At 64.0% G+C, this 17,034-nt stretch carries 14 protein-coding genes; 10 read left to right on the plus strand and 4 right to left on the minus strand.

Going from position 1 to position 17,034, the window contains the following annotated elements:
* Nucleotide 1: 1 nt before the first annotated feature.
* The 6 genes from U5A67_RS03280 (at nt 2) to U5A67_RS03305 (ending at nt 5,599) form a co-directional block, all read left to right on the plus strand.
* Nucleotides 2-781, plus strand: coding sequence for an SDR family NAD(P)-dependent oxidoreductase (locus U5A67_RS03280; protein WP_321813032.1), 780 nt, complete (start codon nt 2-4; stop codon nt 779-781).
* The gene (locus U5A67_RS03285) at nt 778-1,329 is read left to right on the plus strand and encodes a MarR family transcriptional regulator (RefSeq protein WP_321813033.1); all 552 of its coding nucleotides are present in this window, start codon (nt 778-780) and stop codon (nt 1,327-1,329) included. Before U5A67_RS03280 ends, U5A67_RS03285 begins: the two co-directional genes overlap by 4 nt.
* 54 nt (nt 1,330-1,383) lie before the next feature.
* Nucleotides 1,384-2,241, plus strand: coding sequence for an enoyl-CoA hydratase family protein (locus U5A67_RS03290; protein WP_321813034.1), 858 nt, complete (start codon nt 1,384-1,386; stop codon nt 2,239-2,241).
* 3 nt (nt 2,242-2,244) lie between these two features.
* Complete coding sequence (locus U5A67_RS03295) at nt 2,245-3,459, plus strand: acyl-CoA dehydrogenase family protein (RefSeq protein ID WP_321813035.1); 1,215 nt, start codon at nt 2,245-2,247, stop codon at nt 3,457-3,459.
* Entirely contained in the window at nt 3,456-3,872 is a 417-nt protein-coding gene (locus U5A67_RS03300) for a RidA family protein (RefSeq protein WP_205982560.1), read from the plus strand. Before U5A67_RS03295 ends, U5A67_RS03300 begins: the two co-directional genes overlap by 4 nt.
* Before the next feature lie 89 nt (nt 3,873-3,961).
* Entirely contained in the window at nt 3,962-5,599 is a 1,638-nt protein-coding gene (locus U5A67_RS03305; RefSeq protein ID WP_321813036.1) for an AMP-binding protein, read from the plus strand.
* 251 nt (nt 5,600-5,850) lie between these two features.
* On the opposite strand, the gene U5A67_RS03310 is transcribed toward U5A67_RS03305, so the two are convergent.
* Nucleotides 5,851-8,520, minus strand: coding sequence for an ATP-dependent Clp protease ATP-binding subunit (locus U5A67_RS03310; RefSeq protein ID WP_321813037.1), 2,670 nt, complete (start codon nt 8,518-8,520; stop codon nt 5,851-5,853).
* A 272-nt stretch (nt 8,521-8,792) separates the two neighbouring features.
* Nucleotides 8,793-9,866, minus strand: coding sequence for an AI-2E family transporter YdiK (gene ydiK / locus U5A67_RS03315; protein WP_321813038.1), 1,074 nt, complete (start codon nt 9,864-9,866; stop codon nt 8,793-8,795).
* A gap of 197 nt (nt 9,867-10,063) precedes the next feature.
* On the opposite strand from ydiK, the gene surE reads away from it, so the two are divergent.
* Nucleotides 10,064-10,882, plus strand: coding sequence for a 5'/3'-nucleotidase SurE (surE, locus tag U5A67_RS03320; protein ID WP_321813039.1), 819 nt, complete (start codon nt 10,064-10,066; stop codon nt 10,880-10,882).
* 27 nt (nt 10,883-10,909) lie between these two features.
* On the opposite strand, the gene U5A67_RS03325 is transcribed toward surE, so the two are convergent.
* Together U5A67_RS03325 and U5A67_RS03330 are read right to left on the minus strand one after the other, a co-directional pair.
* Nucleotides 10,910-11,362 (minus strand): thioesterase family protein, encoded by a 453-nt coding sequence (locus U5A67_RS03325; RefSeq protein ID WP_321813040.1) that lies wholly within the window; start codon nt 11,360-11,362, stop codon nt 10,910-10,912.
* Nucleotides 11,363-11,438: 76 nt separating this feature from the next.
* Nucleotides 11,439-12,029, minus strand: coding sequence for a YSC84-related protein (locus tag U5A67_RS03330; protein WP_205982555.1), 591 nt, complete (start codon nt 12,027-12,029; stop codon nt 11,439-11,441).
* A 404-nt stretch (nt 12,030-12,433) separates the two neighbouring features.
* Between U5A67_RS03330 and U5A67_RS03335 the strand changes: the two genes are divergently transcribed.
* The 3 genes from U5A67_RS03335 to U5A67_RS03345 all read left to right on the plus strand — a co-directional run bounded on the left by U5A67_RS03335 (nt 12,434) and on the right by U5A67_RS03345 (nt 17,033).
* The gene (locus U5A67_RS03335) at nt 12,434-12,904 is read left to right on the plus strand and encodes a hypothetical protein (protein ID WP_321813041.1); all 471 of its coding nucleotides are present in this window, start codon (nt 12,434-12,436) and stop codon (nt 12,902-12,904) included.
* Between the two features lie 158 nt (nt 12,905-13,062).
* Nucleotides 13,063-13,725: a response regulator transcription factor gene (locus tag U5A67_RS03340; protein WP_321813042.1), complete on the plus strand. Its 663-nt coding sequence runs from the start codon at nt 13,063-13,065 to the stop codon at nt 13,723-13,725.
* Nucleotides 13,725-17,033 carry a hybrid sensor histidine kinase/response regulator gene (locus tag U5A67_RS03345; RefSeq protein ID WP_321813043.1) on the plus strand — a complete coding sequence of 1,103 codons (3,309 nt, stop codon included), beginning with the start codon at nt 13,725-13,727 and terminating at the stop codon, nt 17,031-17,033. Before U5A67_RS03340 ends, U5A67_RS03345 begins: the two co-directional genes overlap by 1 nt.
* Nucleotide 17,034 lies beyond the last annotated feature (1 nt).

The raw sequence follows: 17,034 nt of genomic DNA on the forward strand, positions 1-17,034 counted from the left end.
GATGAACGAGTCGATCCTGAGCGGACGCCATGCTGTCGTGACGGGAGGCGGCAGCGGTATTGGCGCGGCGACGGCGGCCATGCTGTTGCGCGCGGGCGCACGCGTCACGCTGATGGGACGCGATGCCGCCAGACTGGACGCGCAGCGTAGCGCGCTGGGCGGTGGTGAAAGCATTGCCTGCGTGAGCGTCGATGTCGCCGATGAAGCGGCGGTCAACGCCGCTTTCATGCATGCAACCGAAGGTCTCGGCGAAGTCGATATCCTCGTCAATAACGCGGGCCAGGCGAGCGCCGCGCCATTCATGCAAACCGATCTCGCGCTCTGGAAGCGCATGCTCGACGTCAATCTCACAGGTGCGTTTCTCTGCACGCGCGCGGCGCTGCCCGCGATGCTTGCAAAAAAGAGCGGCCGGATTGTGAACGTGGCGAGCACGGCGGGCCAGGTCGGTTATCCCTACGTGGCCGCATATTGCGCCTCGAAACATGGGGTAATCGGCATGACGCGCGCACTTGCGCTGGAAGTGGCGACGCAAGGCGTGACCGTCAATGCCGTTTGCCCGGGCTACACGGAAACGGAGCTTTTGCAGGCTTCGCTCGATCAGATCACGCGCAAGACCTCGCGTAGCGAAGCCGAGGCGCGTAGCATCCTGGTGCGCCACAACCCGCAGCAGCGCTTCGTCCAGCCCGACGAAGTCGCCCATGCCGTGTTGTGGCTGAGTGCGCCCGGATCGTCCGCGATCACCGGGCAATCGATATCTGTTTCCGGTGGAGAAATCACATGACCTCGCCCCTGCCCGCCCGCAAGAACGCTGCCGCCAGATCCACGCGCAAGGGTGTCGAAAAGCCGGCGGACAATGTCGTCGATATGGAAATGAGTACGGGCACCGATAGCCATATGGGATTGCGGCTGTGGCTACGACTGCTGACCACGACGAATCTGGTGGAAGCCGAATTGCGGCGCCGTTTGCGCGCGGAATTCGACACCACGTTGCCGCGTTTCGATCTGATGGCGCAACTGGAGCGGCATCCTGAAGGACTCCGTATGACTGAACTTTCTCGCCGCCTGATGGTGACGGGCGGCAACGTCACCGGTATTACCGATCAGCTTGAAAAAGAAGGCCTCGTCACGCGCGATGCGGATCCCGAAGACCGCCGCTCGATTGCCGTGCGGCTGACGTCCGAGGGCCGTGCTGCATTCGATCGCATGGCGGCGGCGCACGAGCAATGGGTCGTGGAGATGTTCGGCGGCTTGTCGCTCGATGAAAAATCGAAAATGCACGACCGGCTCGGCAAGCTCAAACAGCATTTGCGCAAAGGTATCGACGGCTAGCGCCGGCAGCCTGCAAACCCCGAGCCATTACAGAGATCAGGAAGGAGACACATCTTGACGACAGAACGCTCCGCTGCCCAGGCGCTTTTTGCAGGCAACCGCACGACGCTTGCGGGCTATGAAGCGACGCACTTCGGCTGGTCGGTGGACGCGAACGTGGCAACGATCACGCTCAACCGTCCCGAGCGCAAGAATCCGCTGACGTTCGAATCCTATGCGGCGTTGCGCGACCTGTTTCGCCAGCTTGCTTACGCAACCGATGTGAAAGCGGTCGTGCTGCATGGTGCGGGCGAAAACTTCTGCTCGGGCGGCGACGTGCACGACATCATCGGCCCGCTTGTCGATCTGCCGATGCCGGAATTGCTGATGTTTACGCGCATGACCGGCGACCTTGTGAAAGCGATGCGCCATTGCCCGCAGCCGATTATTGCGGCGGTAGACGGCGTTTGCGCCGGTGCAGGTGCGATTCTCGCCATGGCCTCCGATATGCGCTACGCGACGGCGCGCAGCAAACTTGCGTTTCTGTTTACGCGCGTGGGGCTGGCCGGTTGCGATATGGGTGCGTGCGCAATCTTGCCGCGCATTATCGGCCAGGGACGTGCTGCCGAATTGCTCTACACCGGCCGTTCCGCGAGCGGCGAGGAAGGCCACGCATGGGGTTTCTACAACCGCCTGTGCGAACCCGATGCCTTGCTGGCCGAAGCCCAAAAACTCGCCGCCGATCTGGCCAGCGGGCCAACGTTCGCGCATGGCATCACCAAGAAGATGCTGCATCAGGAATGGACCATGAGCATCGACGAAGCGATCGAATCCGAAGCGCAAGCGCAAGCCATCTGCATGGCAACGCGCGATTTTGGCCGCGCGTATGACGCTTTCGCTGCGAAATCGCGGCCGGATTTCAAGGGAGACTGAGCGGTGAGCGTATCGGCTGAAGAGCAACTGCACGGCGCGCTGGCGTGGCCGTTTTTCGAAGACCGCCACCGCACGCTAGCGACCGACGTGGAAGCGTGGGCGCGCGACCATCTCGCCCATGTGCCGCACGACGATGTCGATAACACCTGTCGCGCGCTGGTGCGCAAGCTGGGCGCGGCGGGATGGCTGCGCTACGGCGTGGGCGGTACGGCTTACGGCGGGCATGGCGACACCATCGATACGCGCGCCGTTTGTCTGCTGCGTGAAACGCTGGCGAAACATTCGGGTCTCGCCGATTTCGCCCTGGCGATGCAAGGCCTGGGTTCGGGTGCGATCTCGCTCGCGGGCACCGAAGCGCAGAAAGCGCGCTATTTGCCGCGCGTTGCACAGGGCGAAGCGATTGCCGCCTTCGCGCTGTCCGAGCCGGATGCCGGTTCGGACGTGGCCGCCATGGCACTGGCCGCACGCGACGAAGGCGATCATTACGTGCTCGATGGCGAAAAGACGTGGATCTCGAACGGCGGCATTGCGGATTTTTATGTGGTGTTCGCACGTACCGGCGAGGCCCCTGGCGCGCGCGGCATCAGCGCAATCATTGTGGACGCGGATACACCAGGCCTCGAAATTGCCGAGCGAATCGACGTGATTGCGCCGCATCCGCTCGCGCGTCTGCGCTTCACAAATGCGCGCGTGAGCAAGCAGCAATTGCTGGGCACGCCGGGCGAAGGCTTCAAGATCGCCATGCGTACGCTCGATATTTTCCGCACGTCGGTGGCGGCGGCATCGTTGGGATTTGCGCGCCGGGCAATGGCCGAAGGTCTCGCCCGCGCTGCCTCGCGCAAGATGTTCAACCAGACGCTGGGCGACTTCCAGTTGACGCAGGCAAAGCTCGCGCAGATGGCGCTCACCATCGACAGCAGCGCCCTGCTCGTCTATCGCGCCGCGTGGCTGCGCGACCAGGGCGAGAGCGTGACGCGCGAAGCGGCGATGGCGAAGTGGCATGCCAGCGAAGGCGCGCAACAGGTGATCGACGCGGCCGTGCAGCTTTGGGGCGGCATGGGCGTGCAGAGCGGCACGATGGTCGAATCGCTTTATCGCGAGATTCGCGCGCTGCGCATTTACGAAGGCGCGACCGAAGTGCAGCAATTGATTGTCGGCCGGGATCTGTTGAAGGAATATCACGCGGCGCAGTCATCGAACAAGGCGAAAACCTCATGAAACAAGCCCTACTTCCCGCTGGCTGGGTCAAGCCGCGCGGTTATGCCAACGGCGTGGCCGCGCGCGGCACGCAGGTTTTTATCGCTGGCCAGATTGGCTGGGACGAGAGCGCGCGTTTTACGAGCCGTGAATTCGGCGCCCAGGCGGTGCAGGCGCTGCGCAATATCGTCGCCGTGCTGGAAGCAGCAGGCGGCAAGCCCGAGCATCTCGTGCGCCTGACCTGGTATGTCATCGACAAGAAAGAATACCTTGCATCGCTAAAGGAAATTGGCTCGGCGTTTCGCGAGTTGATTGGTGACTATGATATTGCCATGAGCGCGGTTCAGGTGGTCGCGCTGGTGGAGGACGAAGCGAAGGTGGAAATTGAGGCCACCGCGGTGATTCCCGACGATGCGCGTCGCTCTGATTCATAGCGCTGAATGCGCGTCAGGGCACGTGTCAGCGTGAAAACACGCAGCAGTACTACACAAGAGAACTGTTCGACCAGCCAGCCGGAGATACCATGCAACCGACCGCTCATGGGGATACATTCGCACGCGATCATCTGCCGCCCGAATCGCAATGGCCCGTGCTGCTGCTGGACAATCCCGATGTTGACTACCCAGAACGGCTGAATTGCGCGGCCGAGTTGCTGGACGGCGCCATCGCCGCCGGATATGGCGATCGCCCCGCCATCTGGTCAGAAGTCGATGACCGGCCTGAAGCAACAACCTATGCGCAATTGCGCGAGATGGTCGATCGTAGCGCGCATGTGTTGATCGACAACATGGGCCTGGAGCCCGGCAATCGCGTGCTGTTGCGTGGCCCCAATACGCTGCAGATGGCCGTGGCGCTGCTGGCCGCGTTGAAGGCCGGCCTCGTAGCCGTGCCCACCATGCCGCTGCTGCGTGCAAAGGAACTCAAGCAGATCATCGATAAGGCGCAGGTTCGCGCGGCGCTTTGCGATGTGCGTCTCGCCGACGAACTCGCGCGCTGTACAAACCCGCAGGATGAGTTCTTCTGCGCAGACCTGAAGCAGGTCCTTTATTTTCACGACGACGCACCGGAGAGTCTGGAAAGCCTCGCAACTGCGAAACCCGCCACCTTCACCGCCTGCGATACGGCAAGCGACGACGTCTGCCTGATCGCCTTCACGAGCGGCACGACGGGCATGCCCAAGGGGTGCATGCATTTCCATCGCGACGTGCTCGCGATGTGCGATCTGTTCCCACGCCACGTGCTCAAACCCTCCGCCGCCGACGTGTTCTGCGGTACGCCGCCGCTCGCGTTTACGTTCGGGCTGGGCGGCCTGCTCTGCTTTCCGCTACGTGTGGGCGCTTCGACCGTGCTGATCGAGAAACTCACGCCTGCGCTGCTGTTGCAAACCATCGAGCGATTTCGGGCGAGCGTCGTGTTCACGGCGCCCACGTTCTACCGGCAAATGGCGCCACTCGTCAAGGATTCGGATATCGGCAGTCTGCGCAAGACCGTGTCGGCGGGCGAAGCGCTGCCGCAAGGCACGCGCGATCTGTGGCGCGCGGCGACCGGCATCGAGATGATCGACGGTATCGGCGGCACGGAGATGATCCACATTTTCGTGTCGTCGGCAGGCGACGATGTGCGGCCCGGTTCGATTGGCCGCGCGGTGCCGGGCTACATCGTTCAGGCGCTCGACGACGCGATGCAGCCCGTGCCGCCTGGCGTAACCGGCAACCTGGCGGTGCGCGGCCCGACCGGCTGCCGCTATCTGGCCGACGATCGTCAGAAAAAGTTTGTGCGCGATGGCTGGAATCTGCCCGGCGACGCAGTTTCGATCGACGCGGACGGCTACGTGTTCTACCAGGCACGCGCGGACGACATGATCGTTTCGTCCGGCTACAACATCGCCGGGCCGGAGGTTGAGACAGTGCTGATGCAGCACCCCGCTGTCGCCGAGTGCGGCGTGATCGGTGCGCCCGACGATGTGCGCGGTCAGGTGGTGAAAGCGTTTGTGGTGCTGCGCCCCGGATTCAAAGGCAACGCGGCGATGGTGGCGGAATTGCAGGCGTTCGTGAAAAGCGCCGTGGCGGCGTACAAGTATCCGCGGCTGGTGACGTTTATCGACGCCCTGCCTCGCACCGAGACGGGCAAGCTCAAGCGTTCGGTTTTGAGAGCCATGTGAGTTGTGGGGAAGTTTTCTTGAAATCCGATACGAAACTACGTCAAATCGTAAGTAATACGACGTAAACCGTTCGATATCCAACTATCATGGTCATATATTTAGACATTATTCATATAATGTTTTTATTCTGAGAAGGCGAGCGCAAAAAAAAACGCGGCGGCAAGCTTCCACGCTTGCCGCCGCGTTCCCAGTTTCCAATCCGATAAAAAGAAAACTTTCGTCGCGCAAACGAAACGAACCGCCGCAGCGCTTCAGCCTGCGCCCTGCGTCACGAACGCCATCTGCTTCTGCGTGGCGTCGTATCGGCACACGACCTTCGCGCCCTCCTTCACCGCTCCCTTGAGCATCTCCTTCGCCAGTTCGTTCTCCACACTCTGCTGGATCTGCCGCTTCAACTCGCGCGCACCGTATTCCGGCCGATAACCATCGGCAGCGAGGAAATTCACCACGCTGTCGTCGAAGCTGAGATCGATATCCTGGCTGCGCGCCATGCGCTGCACCTGCTCTAGCTGGAGACGCACGATCGCCCGCAATTCGTCGTCGGTGAGCGGCTTGAAGACGATGATGTCGTCGATACGGTTGAGAAATTCCGGTCGGAAATGCTGGCGCAATTCGCCGAGCACGGCGCTTTGCATCGACGCATCGGCGCTCGCCAGAAAGCCCGGCCCCGAACGCTTTTGCCCCGAAATCGACTCCGAGCCCAGATTGCTCGTGGCGATCACCACCGTGTTGCTGAAATCGACCACGCGGCCTTTGCCGTCGGTGAGGCGGCCATCGTCGAAGACCTGCAGCAGCACGTTATAGACATCGGAATGAGCCTTCTCGATCTCGTCGAGCAGGATCACGCAGTACGGCCGGCGGCGCACGCGCTCGGTCAACTGCCCGCCTTCGTCATGACCGACATAGCCCGGCGGCGAGCCGATCAGGCGCGACACCGCATGGCGCTCCATGTACTCGCTCATGTCGATGCGCACGATGGCGTCCTCGTCGCCGAACACGACTTCGGCCAGCGCCTTCGCCAGTTCGGTCTTGCCTACGCCCGTTGGCCCGAGGAACAGGAACACCGCCGTGGGCCGCCTGCCGCGCCGCAGGCCCGCGCGCGAACGGCGCACCGCATCGCTGACCGCGACGATCGCCTGCTCCTGGCCAATCACGCGCTCGTGCAGACGCTTTTCCATTTCGAGCAGACGTGTGCGTTCTTCGGCGGTCAGCTGCGTGACGGGCACGCCGGTGAGCTTCGAAACGATCTCCGCGACCTGCTCCGTCGTCACGTCGGATGTGACCGAGCCCAGACGGCTGCGCCATTCGCCGGTGGCATCGACGAGCGATTTTTCCTTATCGGCGATCGGTTCATCGAGCGCATGTGCGCGTTCGAAGTTTTTGCGTGTGGCCGCGTAGTCCTGCTCGCGCTTGAGCTGCGCGAGTTCGGCTTCGAGTTCGAGAATGGCAGCGGGCCGCGAGGTGGCGGAGAGATGCACGCGCGCGGCGGCCTGATCGATCAGGTCGATGGCCTTGTCCGGCAGGAAACGGCCGGTGATGTAGCGATCGGACAATTCGGCCGCGGACACCAGCGCATCGTCGCGAATCGTTACGTGGTGGTGCACTTCGAGCTTGTCGCGCAGACCGCGCAGGATGTTGATGGTCTGATCGACGCTTGGCTCGGCCACGAACACGGGCTGAAAACGGCGTTCGAGCGCCGCGTCTTTTTCGATGTACTTCTGGTATTCGGAAAGCGTGGTTGCGCCGATCAGGTTCAGTTCGCCGCGCGCCATCGCCGGTTTGAAGACGTTGGCGATATCGAGCCCGCCTTCGTTGCCGCCCTGACCCGCGCCCACGATCATGTGCACTTCGTCGATAAAGAGCACGAGGTTATCGCGCTGCTGCGAGATTTCCTCCATCACGCCCTTCACGCGCTCCTCGAATTCGCCGCGATACTTCGCGCCCGCAATCAGGCCGTTGACGTTGAGTTCGACCAGCCGGCGCCCGCGCAGCGATTCGGGCACATCGCCGTTGAGCATGCGCTGCGCGAGGCCTTCGGCGATCGCGGTTTTGCCCACGCCAGGCTCGCCGATCAGCACCGGATTATTCTTGCGGCGGCGCGCGAGCACTTCCACGACGGTTTCGATTTCGCTCGAACGCCCGATCACGGGATCGAGTTTGCCTTCGCTTGCCAACGCGGTCAGATCGCGGCTGTATTGATCGAGTTGCGGCGTGGGGCTGGGCGCTTTGGCGGCGGGCAATTCGCGCGAATCGCCTTGCGCTTCCACGAGTCGTTGCAGCACTTTTTGCGGCGTGACGCCGTAGCGCGCCAGCAGATGTCCCGCGAAACTGTCCGGCACCTGCGCGAGGCCCAGCAGCAGATGTTCGGGCGCGACGTAGCTATGGCCGAGTTCGCGCGAGATCAGATAGGCGCGGTCGAGCGCGCCTTTGAGGCGCGGCGAAACGGCCACGCGGCCTTCGTCGCCGGCGGCGATGGGTTCGCGCTTTTGCGCATTGGCGTCGATAAAGGCGCGCACGTCGGCGGGCTCGATGCCCAGACGCGCGAGGATCGCCGCGCCCGCTTCGTTGCCGGCGAGTTCGTAGAGCAGATGTTCCGTGTCCACTTCGCGGCGTCCGAACTGCAAGGCGCGCTCGGCGGCGCGCTGGAGCAATTCGCGCGCGACATCGCTGAAATGACGCTCGACGATCGCGCCGTCGCCGGCTTCCATCGTGTGGGTGGGATGCTGCCCGGGCGCGGCCGCCGCCTCCTGCTGCGCGGCGCGAAACAGCGATTCGAGCGGGCTGAGCGTGCGCTGATGGCGCGTGAGCTGGGCGTAGTGATAGTCGCAGACGTCGAGAAAGCGCCGCCTGCCGTCCTGCAACACGGCTACCCGCACGGTCGCGGGACGCACGCCGCAAATGTCGCAGTTGAACTGAGCCATTTCCCCTCCTGGTAGCGCGGCGCCGCGCATGCCCACGCAAGCGCTCCGAGGAAGCGGGACGACGTGTGCAGCGAGTCAGGCGCTAAGGCGCGCAAGTGAACGCGAAGACGCGAAGAACGCAAAGGCCAAGCGAAGTCCAGCCGTCATCGTAACGTCGATCCGGCGGGCGCGTCGGCAAGCTGTCTTGCGGCTTTGGGGGGCGGGGAAAGGAACGGTCTGACGAATCGGCCCATCGAGACGTTTTTCGTCTGGATGGGCCGATGAACGAGACGTCAGGCGTTTTCTGCGGTGGTGGACGGCGCCGTCTTGATCCACGCCGTCAGCAGCGTGGACGATACCGCGAGAATCACCGGCCCGATAAACAGCCCGACGATGCCGAATGCGAACATGCCGCCCAGCACGCCCGAGAGAATCAGCAGCATCGACAGATTGACGCCACGCCGGATCAAAACCGGACGCACAAAATTGTCGAGCATGACGACCATCACGGACCACACGGCAAGCAGGATCGCCGCCACGTGCGAGTCGTGCATGAACAGCCAGATCGCGCCGCCGAACAGCGGCAGGCCAGGGCCGATCTGCGCGAGACACAGCATCAGCATCAACGCCGTGAGCACACCCGCGCCCGGCACGCCCGCCACCGCGAGGCCGATACCGCCCAGCGCCGATTGCAGCACCGCCGTCACGACGATGCCCAGCGCCACCGCGCGAATGGCGGCACCCGCGAGGCGCACGGCTTCCGCGCCGTAACGCGGGCCGACGCGTTCCGCGAAGCGCAGCACGAAGGCGGCGGCGCTCTCGCCCTGCATATAGAGAATGCCCGTGATGATCACCGTGATGACCATGTGGATCACGAACACGCCCACCGAAGCCGCATGGCCGATCAACCAGTGCGCCGCGATCGACACATAGGGTTCGAGACGCGCGAGCAGGCCGCCGGGACCGGCATCGGAAAGCGATTGCCATTCGTTGGCGATACGCGCGCCAATCATCGGAATATCGTGAATCCACTGCGGTGGCGGCGGCAATTCGTAACTGGGCAGGCTGCGGATCAGGCCCATGATTTCGCTGCCGTGCTCTGCGAGCGTGGAGATCGCCGAATAGAGCGGCAGGACGATCACGACCAGCAGGATCAGCAGCATGATCAGCGTGGCGATGCCGCGCCGCTTGCCGCAGCGCCGCTCGATGGCGAGCATGGCGGGCCAGGTCGCGACGACGATCATGGTCGCCCAGATCAGCCCCGGAATGAACGGACGCATGACGTAGAGGGAACCGACCGTCAGTGCGCAGAGGATCGCGATGACGAACAGCGCGCGAGCGATATCTGGCAGTTCTTGCGGCTTCACGGAGTCTCCTCGCGGCAGGCGCCGCATCGACGTATGGATACGTGTAACAGGCTGCGGCGCCGCCTTCATCCGGCGGCAACCGCTGCGCGCTAGTCTATCTCCAATAGGTGCTGATCCGTCGCGAAATAGCGCGGCCTCTCTCATAATGGCCGCTGCTGTCGCATCCGTCTGCCTTCAACCCCTGAAAGAGACTTGCCATGTCCGCATCTGCATCCGCTTCTGTTTCAGCTTCAGTTTCTGCCAGCAAACTCCCCTGCGTGCTCCTCACCAACGACGACGGCATCGACGCGCCCGGCCTCGCCGTGCTCGAAGCCGTCGCCGCCGAACTCGCGCATGAAGTGTGGGTCGTCGCGCCGGAACACGATCAAAGCGGCACCTCGCATTCGATCAGCCTGCATTCGCCGCTGCGCGTGAGCCGGCGCGGCGAGCGCCGCTTCGGCGTGCTGGGGACGCCCGGCGACTGCGTGGTGATGGCCGTGCGCCACCTGATGGGCGATGTCACGCCGTCGCTGGTGCTCTCCGGCATTAATCGCGGCGCCAATCTGGGCGTGGAAACCATGTTCTCGGGCACGGTGGGCGCGGCCATGACGGGCTTGCTGCTCGGCCTGCCGTCGATCGCGCTGAGCCAGGCCTTTCGCGACCGCGACCACGTTCGCTGGGACACGGCGCGTGCGCTCGCGCCCGACGTGATCCGCCGTCTCGCGGCGATTTCGCACGAGGCGCCGGTCTGTCTGAACGTGAATTTTCCCGATGTCGACGCCGGCGCCGCCGGGCCGCTCACCGTCACGCGTCAGGGCGTGGGGCTCGTGCAAGGTATCGACGTGGTGCCGCAGATCGATCCGCGCGGTATCGACTATCACTGGCTGCGCTTTCATCGCGGCCCGCGCGACAACGGGCCGGACACGGAAACGGCCGTGGTCCATGCGGGCGGCATTGCGGTAACGCCGCTGCAGTTCGACCGTACCGACGAACGCACTTTCGCCACGCTGGAACAGGCGCTGGGCGTGCGCGGCTAATCCGCCAGGACGCTGTGCGGCGCGGATTCAGCCCCGCGCCGACGCCGCCACGATCGCATCGCGCAGATCGTCGGGAATGGCGATGGCCTTGTGCGTGTCGAGCGACGTGGTGACGATGGTCTGCGTCGCCCGCATGCGCAGCACGCCATCGGCGCCCGTACAGGCCCACGCGAGCGTGAGCGACGCCTGCCCGACGCGTTGCACGTCGAGCGACAGCGTGACTTCGTCGCCCATCTTGCTCACTGCGGTGAAATCCACGTCGAGATGAACCGTGGGCATGCCCACGCGCCGCCCGCCGAGAATCCCGTGGTAGCCTTCGGGCATCAGTTCGTCGATCCATGCCTCGATCAGATCGTTGAACAGCACGAAATACTGCGGATAGAACACGATCCCGGCCGGGTCGCATTCCGAAAAATGAATCTTGTGCCGGCGGCTGAATGTGGGTGCGCCGGTCTCGCCCGATCCGCCCGATTTCTGCATCTTGCTGACTCCTCCGTCCTTCGTGGTACGCGCGGCGATTATGCCAGCGCGCACCTTGCCAGGCGGATGCGCCCGCTCAGATCACCAGACGCGAGACCTTGACGCCTTCGAGCGAGACGCCCGCCATCAGGCCGGCATTGGTCAGCACGAAAGCCTCGACGGGGCTGGTTGCCGTAGCGGTATCGACGTTGCCGTTCGCGCCCACCGTTACGACCGCGACGGTGGCATCGGCGCCCGCCGCCCAGCCCTGGCTCTTCAGGAAGTCTTCCAGCGCGCCCTGGTTCATGAACGCGAAGATGATCGCCTTGGACTGCGCGCCGATCTGCAGGCCGAACGAGCCCGCGACCGTGCTGTAGTAACCGTCGGTGCGGCCGCCCACGCGCAGCGCGCCGGTGCCGTACTGGCCGCCGATCCAGAAGCCCGCCGAGATCACGTTCGGGAACACCAGCACGCCGCTGGCCTTGGAGATCAGCTCCTGCGAGCCGGTCACGGTGTTGAAGAGGCGCGTGAGCGTGGCGTCCACGCTGGCGTCGATCGAATTGCGTTTGGCCGCGTTCTGCGCGGCGCTGTTGCCCGAGCCCAGCGGGGTCGTCGTGCAGCCGGCGAGAGCAAGACCGCTCGCGGCCACGGCGGCGCTGGAGCTAAGAAGAAATTGACGTCGGCGCATGAAAAGTTTCCTGTAAAAGCGAGGCTTCGATGATCCCCGCGCAACTCGGGCCGCACAGCGCAATACCGCTGCGGACCACGGGTCGCGGGGCGCAACAGGGTAGCGCGTGTGGTCGCCGGCCGCATCGGCGGAACATGGCGGCTCATGGCGATGGCGGCTGGGCGGCAACGGCGGCCACGCTCGCTTCCCTGGCCGGTTAGGACCGCGCGCAACGCAGGGAGTTCGCGCCCTTTAGGGGAAACCCGCTCTGTTGGCGTCGTTTTGTCTTCGCTAATCCCTACATTGCTTCTCTGCAATTTCTCAGAATCATCCGATTTTCCCTGACAGCGCCCATCGCTAAAGTCGATCTGTGGCTTGCAAGACCCTGCGTGCCACGCCTCTTTTCAACCGATCGAGCTTCCGCCATGACCGCCGCCGCGTCTTTCCGTCCCACTCCCGCCATCCTGATGTCGTGGCTGCAGCGCGCCTGCGCGTGGGCGAGCCGCATCGGCGTCTATCTGCTGCCGGTTTATTACGTGGCCTTTTTCGCCACGCTGTTCCTGTTGTGGCGCGAACCGCAGGCCACCTTCTGGCTGATCGCGGCAGGCAGCGCGCTCGGTTGGGCGATGGCGGCCTGGGCGCTGGTTTTCTGTCTGGCCAGCGTGCGGCGCGCGGCGACGCCAGCCATCGCGCCCGCAGCGCCTGCGGCACACCCTGTTTCGCCGCGCCTCGTTCAAGTCTCCGCCCATGCCTGCAGCCACGCCTGCCCGCAGTCCGGCGGCGAAACCGGCCGTTTTTCGGCGGCGTGCTTTCACGCGCGCTGCACGGATGTGCCCAGCGTCGCCCGCCACGGCGCCGATGCTGCGCGACAGTCCCGTACCGACACCGTCCACTAAGGCGCCGCCCTTGCTCATCCGGCTTGCCCGTCTGACGGACAAGTCTCACATACCCACGTCATATAATGAGATAACCTTCAGAGGATGCCGAACGAAATATGGCACGGCGCCCCGCGCCGCCCCTCAGACTGCGATAGCCAGGCGACACGCTCACGCCCATGACCCATGCCACGCAAGACCTGCGGATCGTAGTGGCCGACGACCACCCGGTTGTCCTCACGGCCATCATCGACTATCTCGACAAACTGCCGGGCCACCGCGTCGTCGGCACGGCTAACTCGGGTGCCGATCTCGTCGATATATTGCGCAAGACGCCCTGCGACCTGCTGGTGACGGATTTTTCGATGCAGGGCGAGCTTGAAGACGAAGACGGCCTGCGCCTGATCGGCCGCGTGCGCCGGCTGTATCCCGATCTGCCCATCGTGGTTTTCACGATGCTGACCAACGGCGGCATCCTGCATGAACTCGCCGCGCTGGGCGTGGCGGGCCTGGTCGGCAAGGACGAGCCGATTCCGACGCTCGCCCAGGTTTGCCAGCGCGCGCTGGTCGAGCCGGGCACGACGCTGTCGGCGCGCATCGCCGAACGGCTGGCGAAAGAAGGCTCGACCACCGATGAATTTCGCCGCAGCAACCCGCTCTCGCCGCGCGAACTCGAAGTCGTGCGCCTGTTCGCGATGGGCCTGAGCGTCACGGATATTTCGAAGCGGCTGAATCGTTCGATCACGACGGTCGCCACGCAAAAGCGCGCCGCCATGCGCAAGCTGCATCTCGACTCCAATGCCGATCTGATCCGCTACGCGAGCGAACACGGGTTCGCATAATGGAACGGCGCATCGCCTCGCTCGCTTCGCCGCTCGGCGCGCTCAAGGCGCTGGAACGGAATCTGAAACACGAGCGGCGCGTGTTCGGCATGCTGATCGCGCTGCTGGCGTTCGCGGGCCTGTGCGCGGCGGCGGTGGCGGTGTTCAGCATCGGCGCGGCGGCGCTCTCGACCCAGGCCATGCAGATGCGCGCGGTCACGGCGCAGACCAACGAACTGCTGCTGCGGCGCTTCAATCTGATCGTGGGCCAGAGCCTGATGGTGGCCTTGCAGGAGAACGAGACGAGCGCGGCGGTCCTGCCGGAAGCGCCGGGCGTGCCCGTGACGTCACAACGCTGCACGCCGGCCTTCGACGGTCTCGATGGCAGCCCCGAACTGCACGCAGCGTGCGATCGCGCGGTGCAGATCGCGGAATTCGTCGGCGCCAATGCACCCATGCTGTTCCTGCTGCTTGACGGCAGCGCGGCCTGGAGCTACAAGCTCGCGCCCGGCGCGCGCAATCCCGCCGATACCTCGCTGCACAGCGGCGCCGAACATGCGCGCATGCTGGTCGACGAGGTGCTGCTGCGCATGAATGCGCCCGGCGTCGCGCCATCGGGTAAAGGTTTTGGGCGCAAGGTCACGTGGTTTCGTCCGCCTGCGCGGCTGAATTTCGCGCCGCAACTGGTGCTGGGCGGCTCCATCGTGCGCAGGAACGGCAAACCTTATGCGATTGCGCTGACCGCCATCGATCTCGACCAGTTGCCGCGCGTGCCGAACCCCGCGCATCCCGAGGCGGTGCCGACCCTGTTCGATCGTGATGGCGCCATGCTCGCCGGACCGCTGAGCACCGTGGCCGCGCAATACGTCGATCGTAAAATCGCCAACCTGCCGCTCGAACGCTTTCATCTGCTGCCGCGTTTCGGCTGGGTGATGCGGGAGCAGCCGCTCTACGACTTCGGCCACTACACGCTGGCGATTTCCTGGACCACGGAATTCGCGCTGATCCGCGTGCCGCTCGCCGTTATCGGGCTGATGACGCTGGCGTTGCTCGCACTGCTGGCGGCGCTGTCGCGCTACTGGAACCGTCACGTGCTCGAACGCACCTATCTGGAAGCGTCGCGCGCGCTCGAAGGCGAACTGCTCAACCATCTGCTCGTGCATGCCACGCCGGTTGGTCTGTGCATCGTGCGCCAGAGCACTTTCGAAATCGTGATCGCCAATCAGATCGTGCGCAATGTGCTGGGCCTCGACAGTCAGGCCACGCGTTTGCCGAGCGCATTGTGTGTCGAATTCGAAAAGCGCATGCCTTACCCGCCGCCCGGCGACGGCGAAATGCCGATCTACGATCTGCCCTTTTCGCTTACGCGCGAAGACGGCGCAAGCGTGCATCTGGAGATCACCTACGCACCGGCCACGATGCGTCGCGAAAACGTGATGTTCTGCGCATTCGCGGATCTGTCGAAGCATTACGAAGCCGAACGCCTGCTGCGCGAAGCCAAGCGCACCAGCGACGAAGCCGCGCGCAGCAAGGTCAGCTTCTTCGCGGCGATGAGCCATGAAATACGCACGCCGCTCGCCTCGCTCACCGGCAATATCGAACTGGTGGCGCGCGGGCCGCTCGCGCCCGAGCAGGAAGCGCGCGTGCAGGCGATGCAGATTTCCGCGTCCGAATTGCTGCAGATCGTGAGCGACGTGCTCGACTTCTCGAAGATCGATGTGGGCGCGATGACGATTTCAGAGGAATCCGAATCGATTGCTGCGATGCTGGTGCGCATCGCTCTCGCGCATGCGCCGCTCGCGACACGACAGCAGGTGCCCTTCTATCTGGTGATCGACCGCGCCATTCCTGCACGGCTTTATTTCGACCCGGTGCGGCTCGCGCAGATCATCAACAATCTGCTGAGCAATGCGTTCAAGTTCACGCACTCCGGCAAGATCGTGCTGCGCGCGAACTGGCACGGCGACGCGATTGAAATCAGCGTGGCGGATTCGGGTGTGGGCATGCCGGAGTCGCTCAAGGCCCGTCTTTTCCAGCCTTTTACGCAAGGCGACGCCCATCGTCTGACCGAGGCGCGCGGCACCGGGCTTGGCCTGTCGATCTGCGGGCGTCTTGCCACGCTGATGAAAGGACGCTGCGAAGTGGAAAGCACCCTGGGTGTAGGCACGCGCGTGATCGTCACCTTGCCGCTGCGCGTGGATGCCGACGCGACGGCCGGTGAAGAATGGACGCTGCCCGAAACCAATCCGGCCATTTTGTGCCGCGCGCCCGAAAATCACGAATGGTTGACGAACCTGTTCGACACGAAGATCAGCACGCCGGCGGATCTGGCTTCGGCACCGGTTTCATCGCGCGAGAGTGCGCTCGATTATCTGCTGGTGACAGGCGAATTCAGCATCGACGATGTGCTGCGTGTGTGGGGCGGCACGGCGAACGTGGTGTGGCTGCGCCAGGATGGACCGCTCGTGCCGCTCGCGCGCGCAGACGGCAGCGTGGAAGTGAGTCTCTATAGCCTCGCGGGCATTCGCACCGCGACGCAGATGCTGCGCGCGCGGCCAGTGCAGCGTGAAGGCGCGGTTGCCGCGTCGCGCGAACCCTTGCAAGGCAGCGATTTCCAGCGCCTGAACGTGCTGATCGCCGAAGACAATCTGCTCAATCGCAGCCTGCTGCGCGACCAGTTGCGCACGCTCGGCGCGAATGTGATCGAAGCGAAGGATGGCGAAGAAGCGCTCGCACGTCTGGACGATGCGCGCGTTGACGTCGTGCTCACCGACCTCAACATGCCGCGCATGAATGGCCTGGAATTGCTGCATGCCACGCGCGCAAAACATGGCACATTGCCGATTTACGCGGTGAGCGGCAACGCCTTGCCCGAACAGATTGCGCAAGGCCGTCAGTCTGGTTTTACGGACTATCTGAGCAAACCCGTGCCGCTTGCGGAACTGGCGCGCGTACTGGCCGATGTGGCGGGCGCACACGCGAACGCTGCGGTCGAGTCCACCGCGGAAGAAGATGCCGACGTGCCGCGCTTCCCTGCGCTATCGCCTGAAATTGCGCCGCTCTTTATCGAGCAGGCCGATCACGATATCGCCGATTACGCGGAGATCGCATCCGCATGCGATTTCAAGCGACTGCGCGAATGGGCGCATCGTGTTTCGGGCGGTCTTGCGGTGCTCGGCCCATCGATGCTTTATGAAGCGTGCCAGGAACTGCGCGCGACACTACGCGAGGCTGGCGCATGGAACGACGAAGCCGGCGAGCTTTCGGGCGCAGTCGTCGCCGAACTTGAAGCGCTGCGCGAACTGGCGGCGAGCCAGCATTCGGCGTAGT

Origin of the sequence: Paraburkholderia sp. J69-1, assembly GCF_905220255.1 — a bacterium.
Taxonomy (GTDB): Bacteria; Pseudomonadota; Gammaproteobacteria; order Burkholderiales; family Burkholderiaceae; genus Paraburkholderia.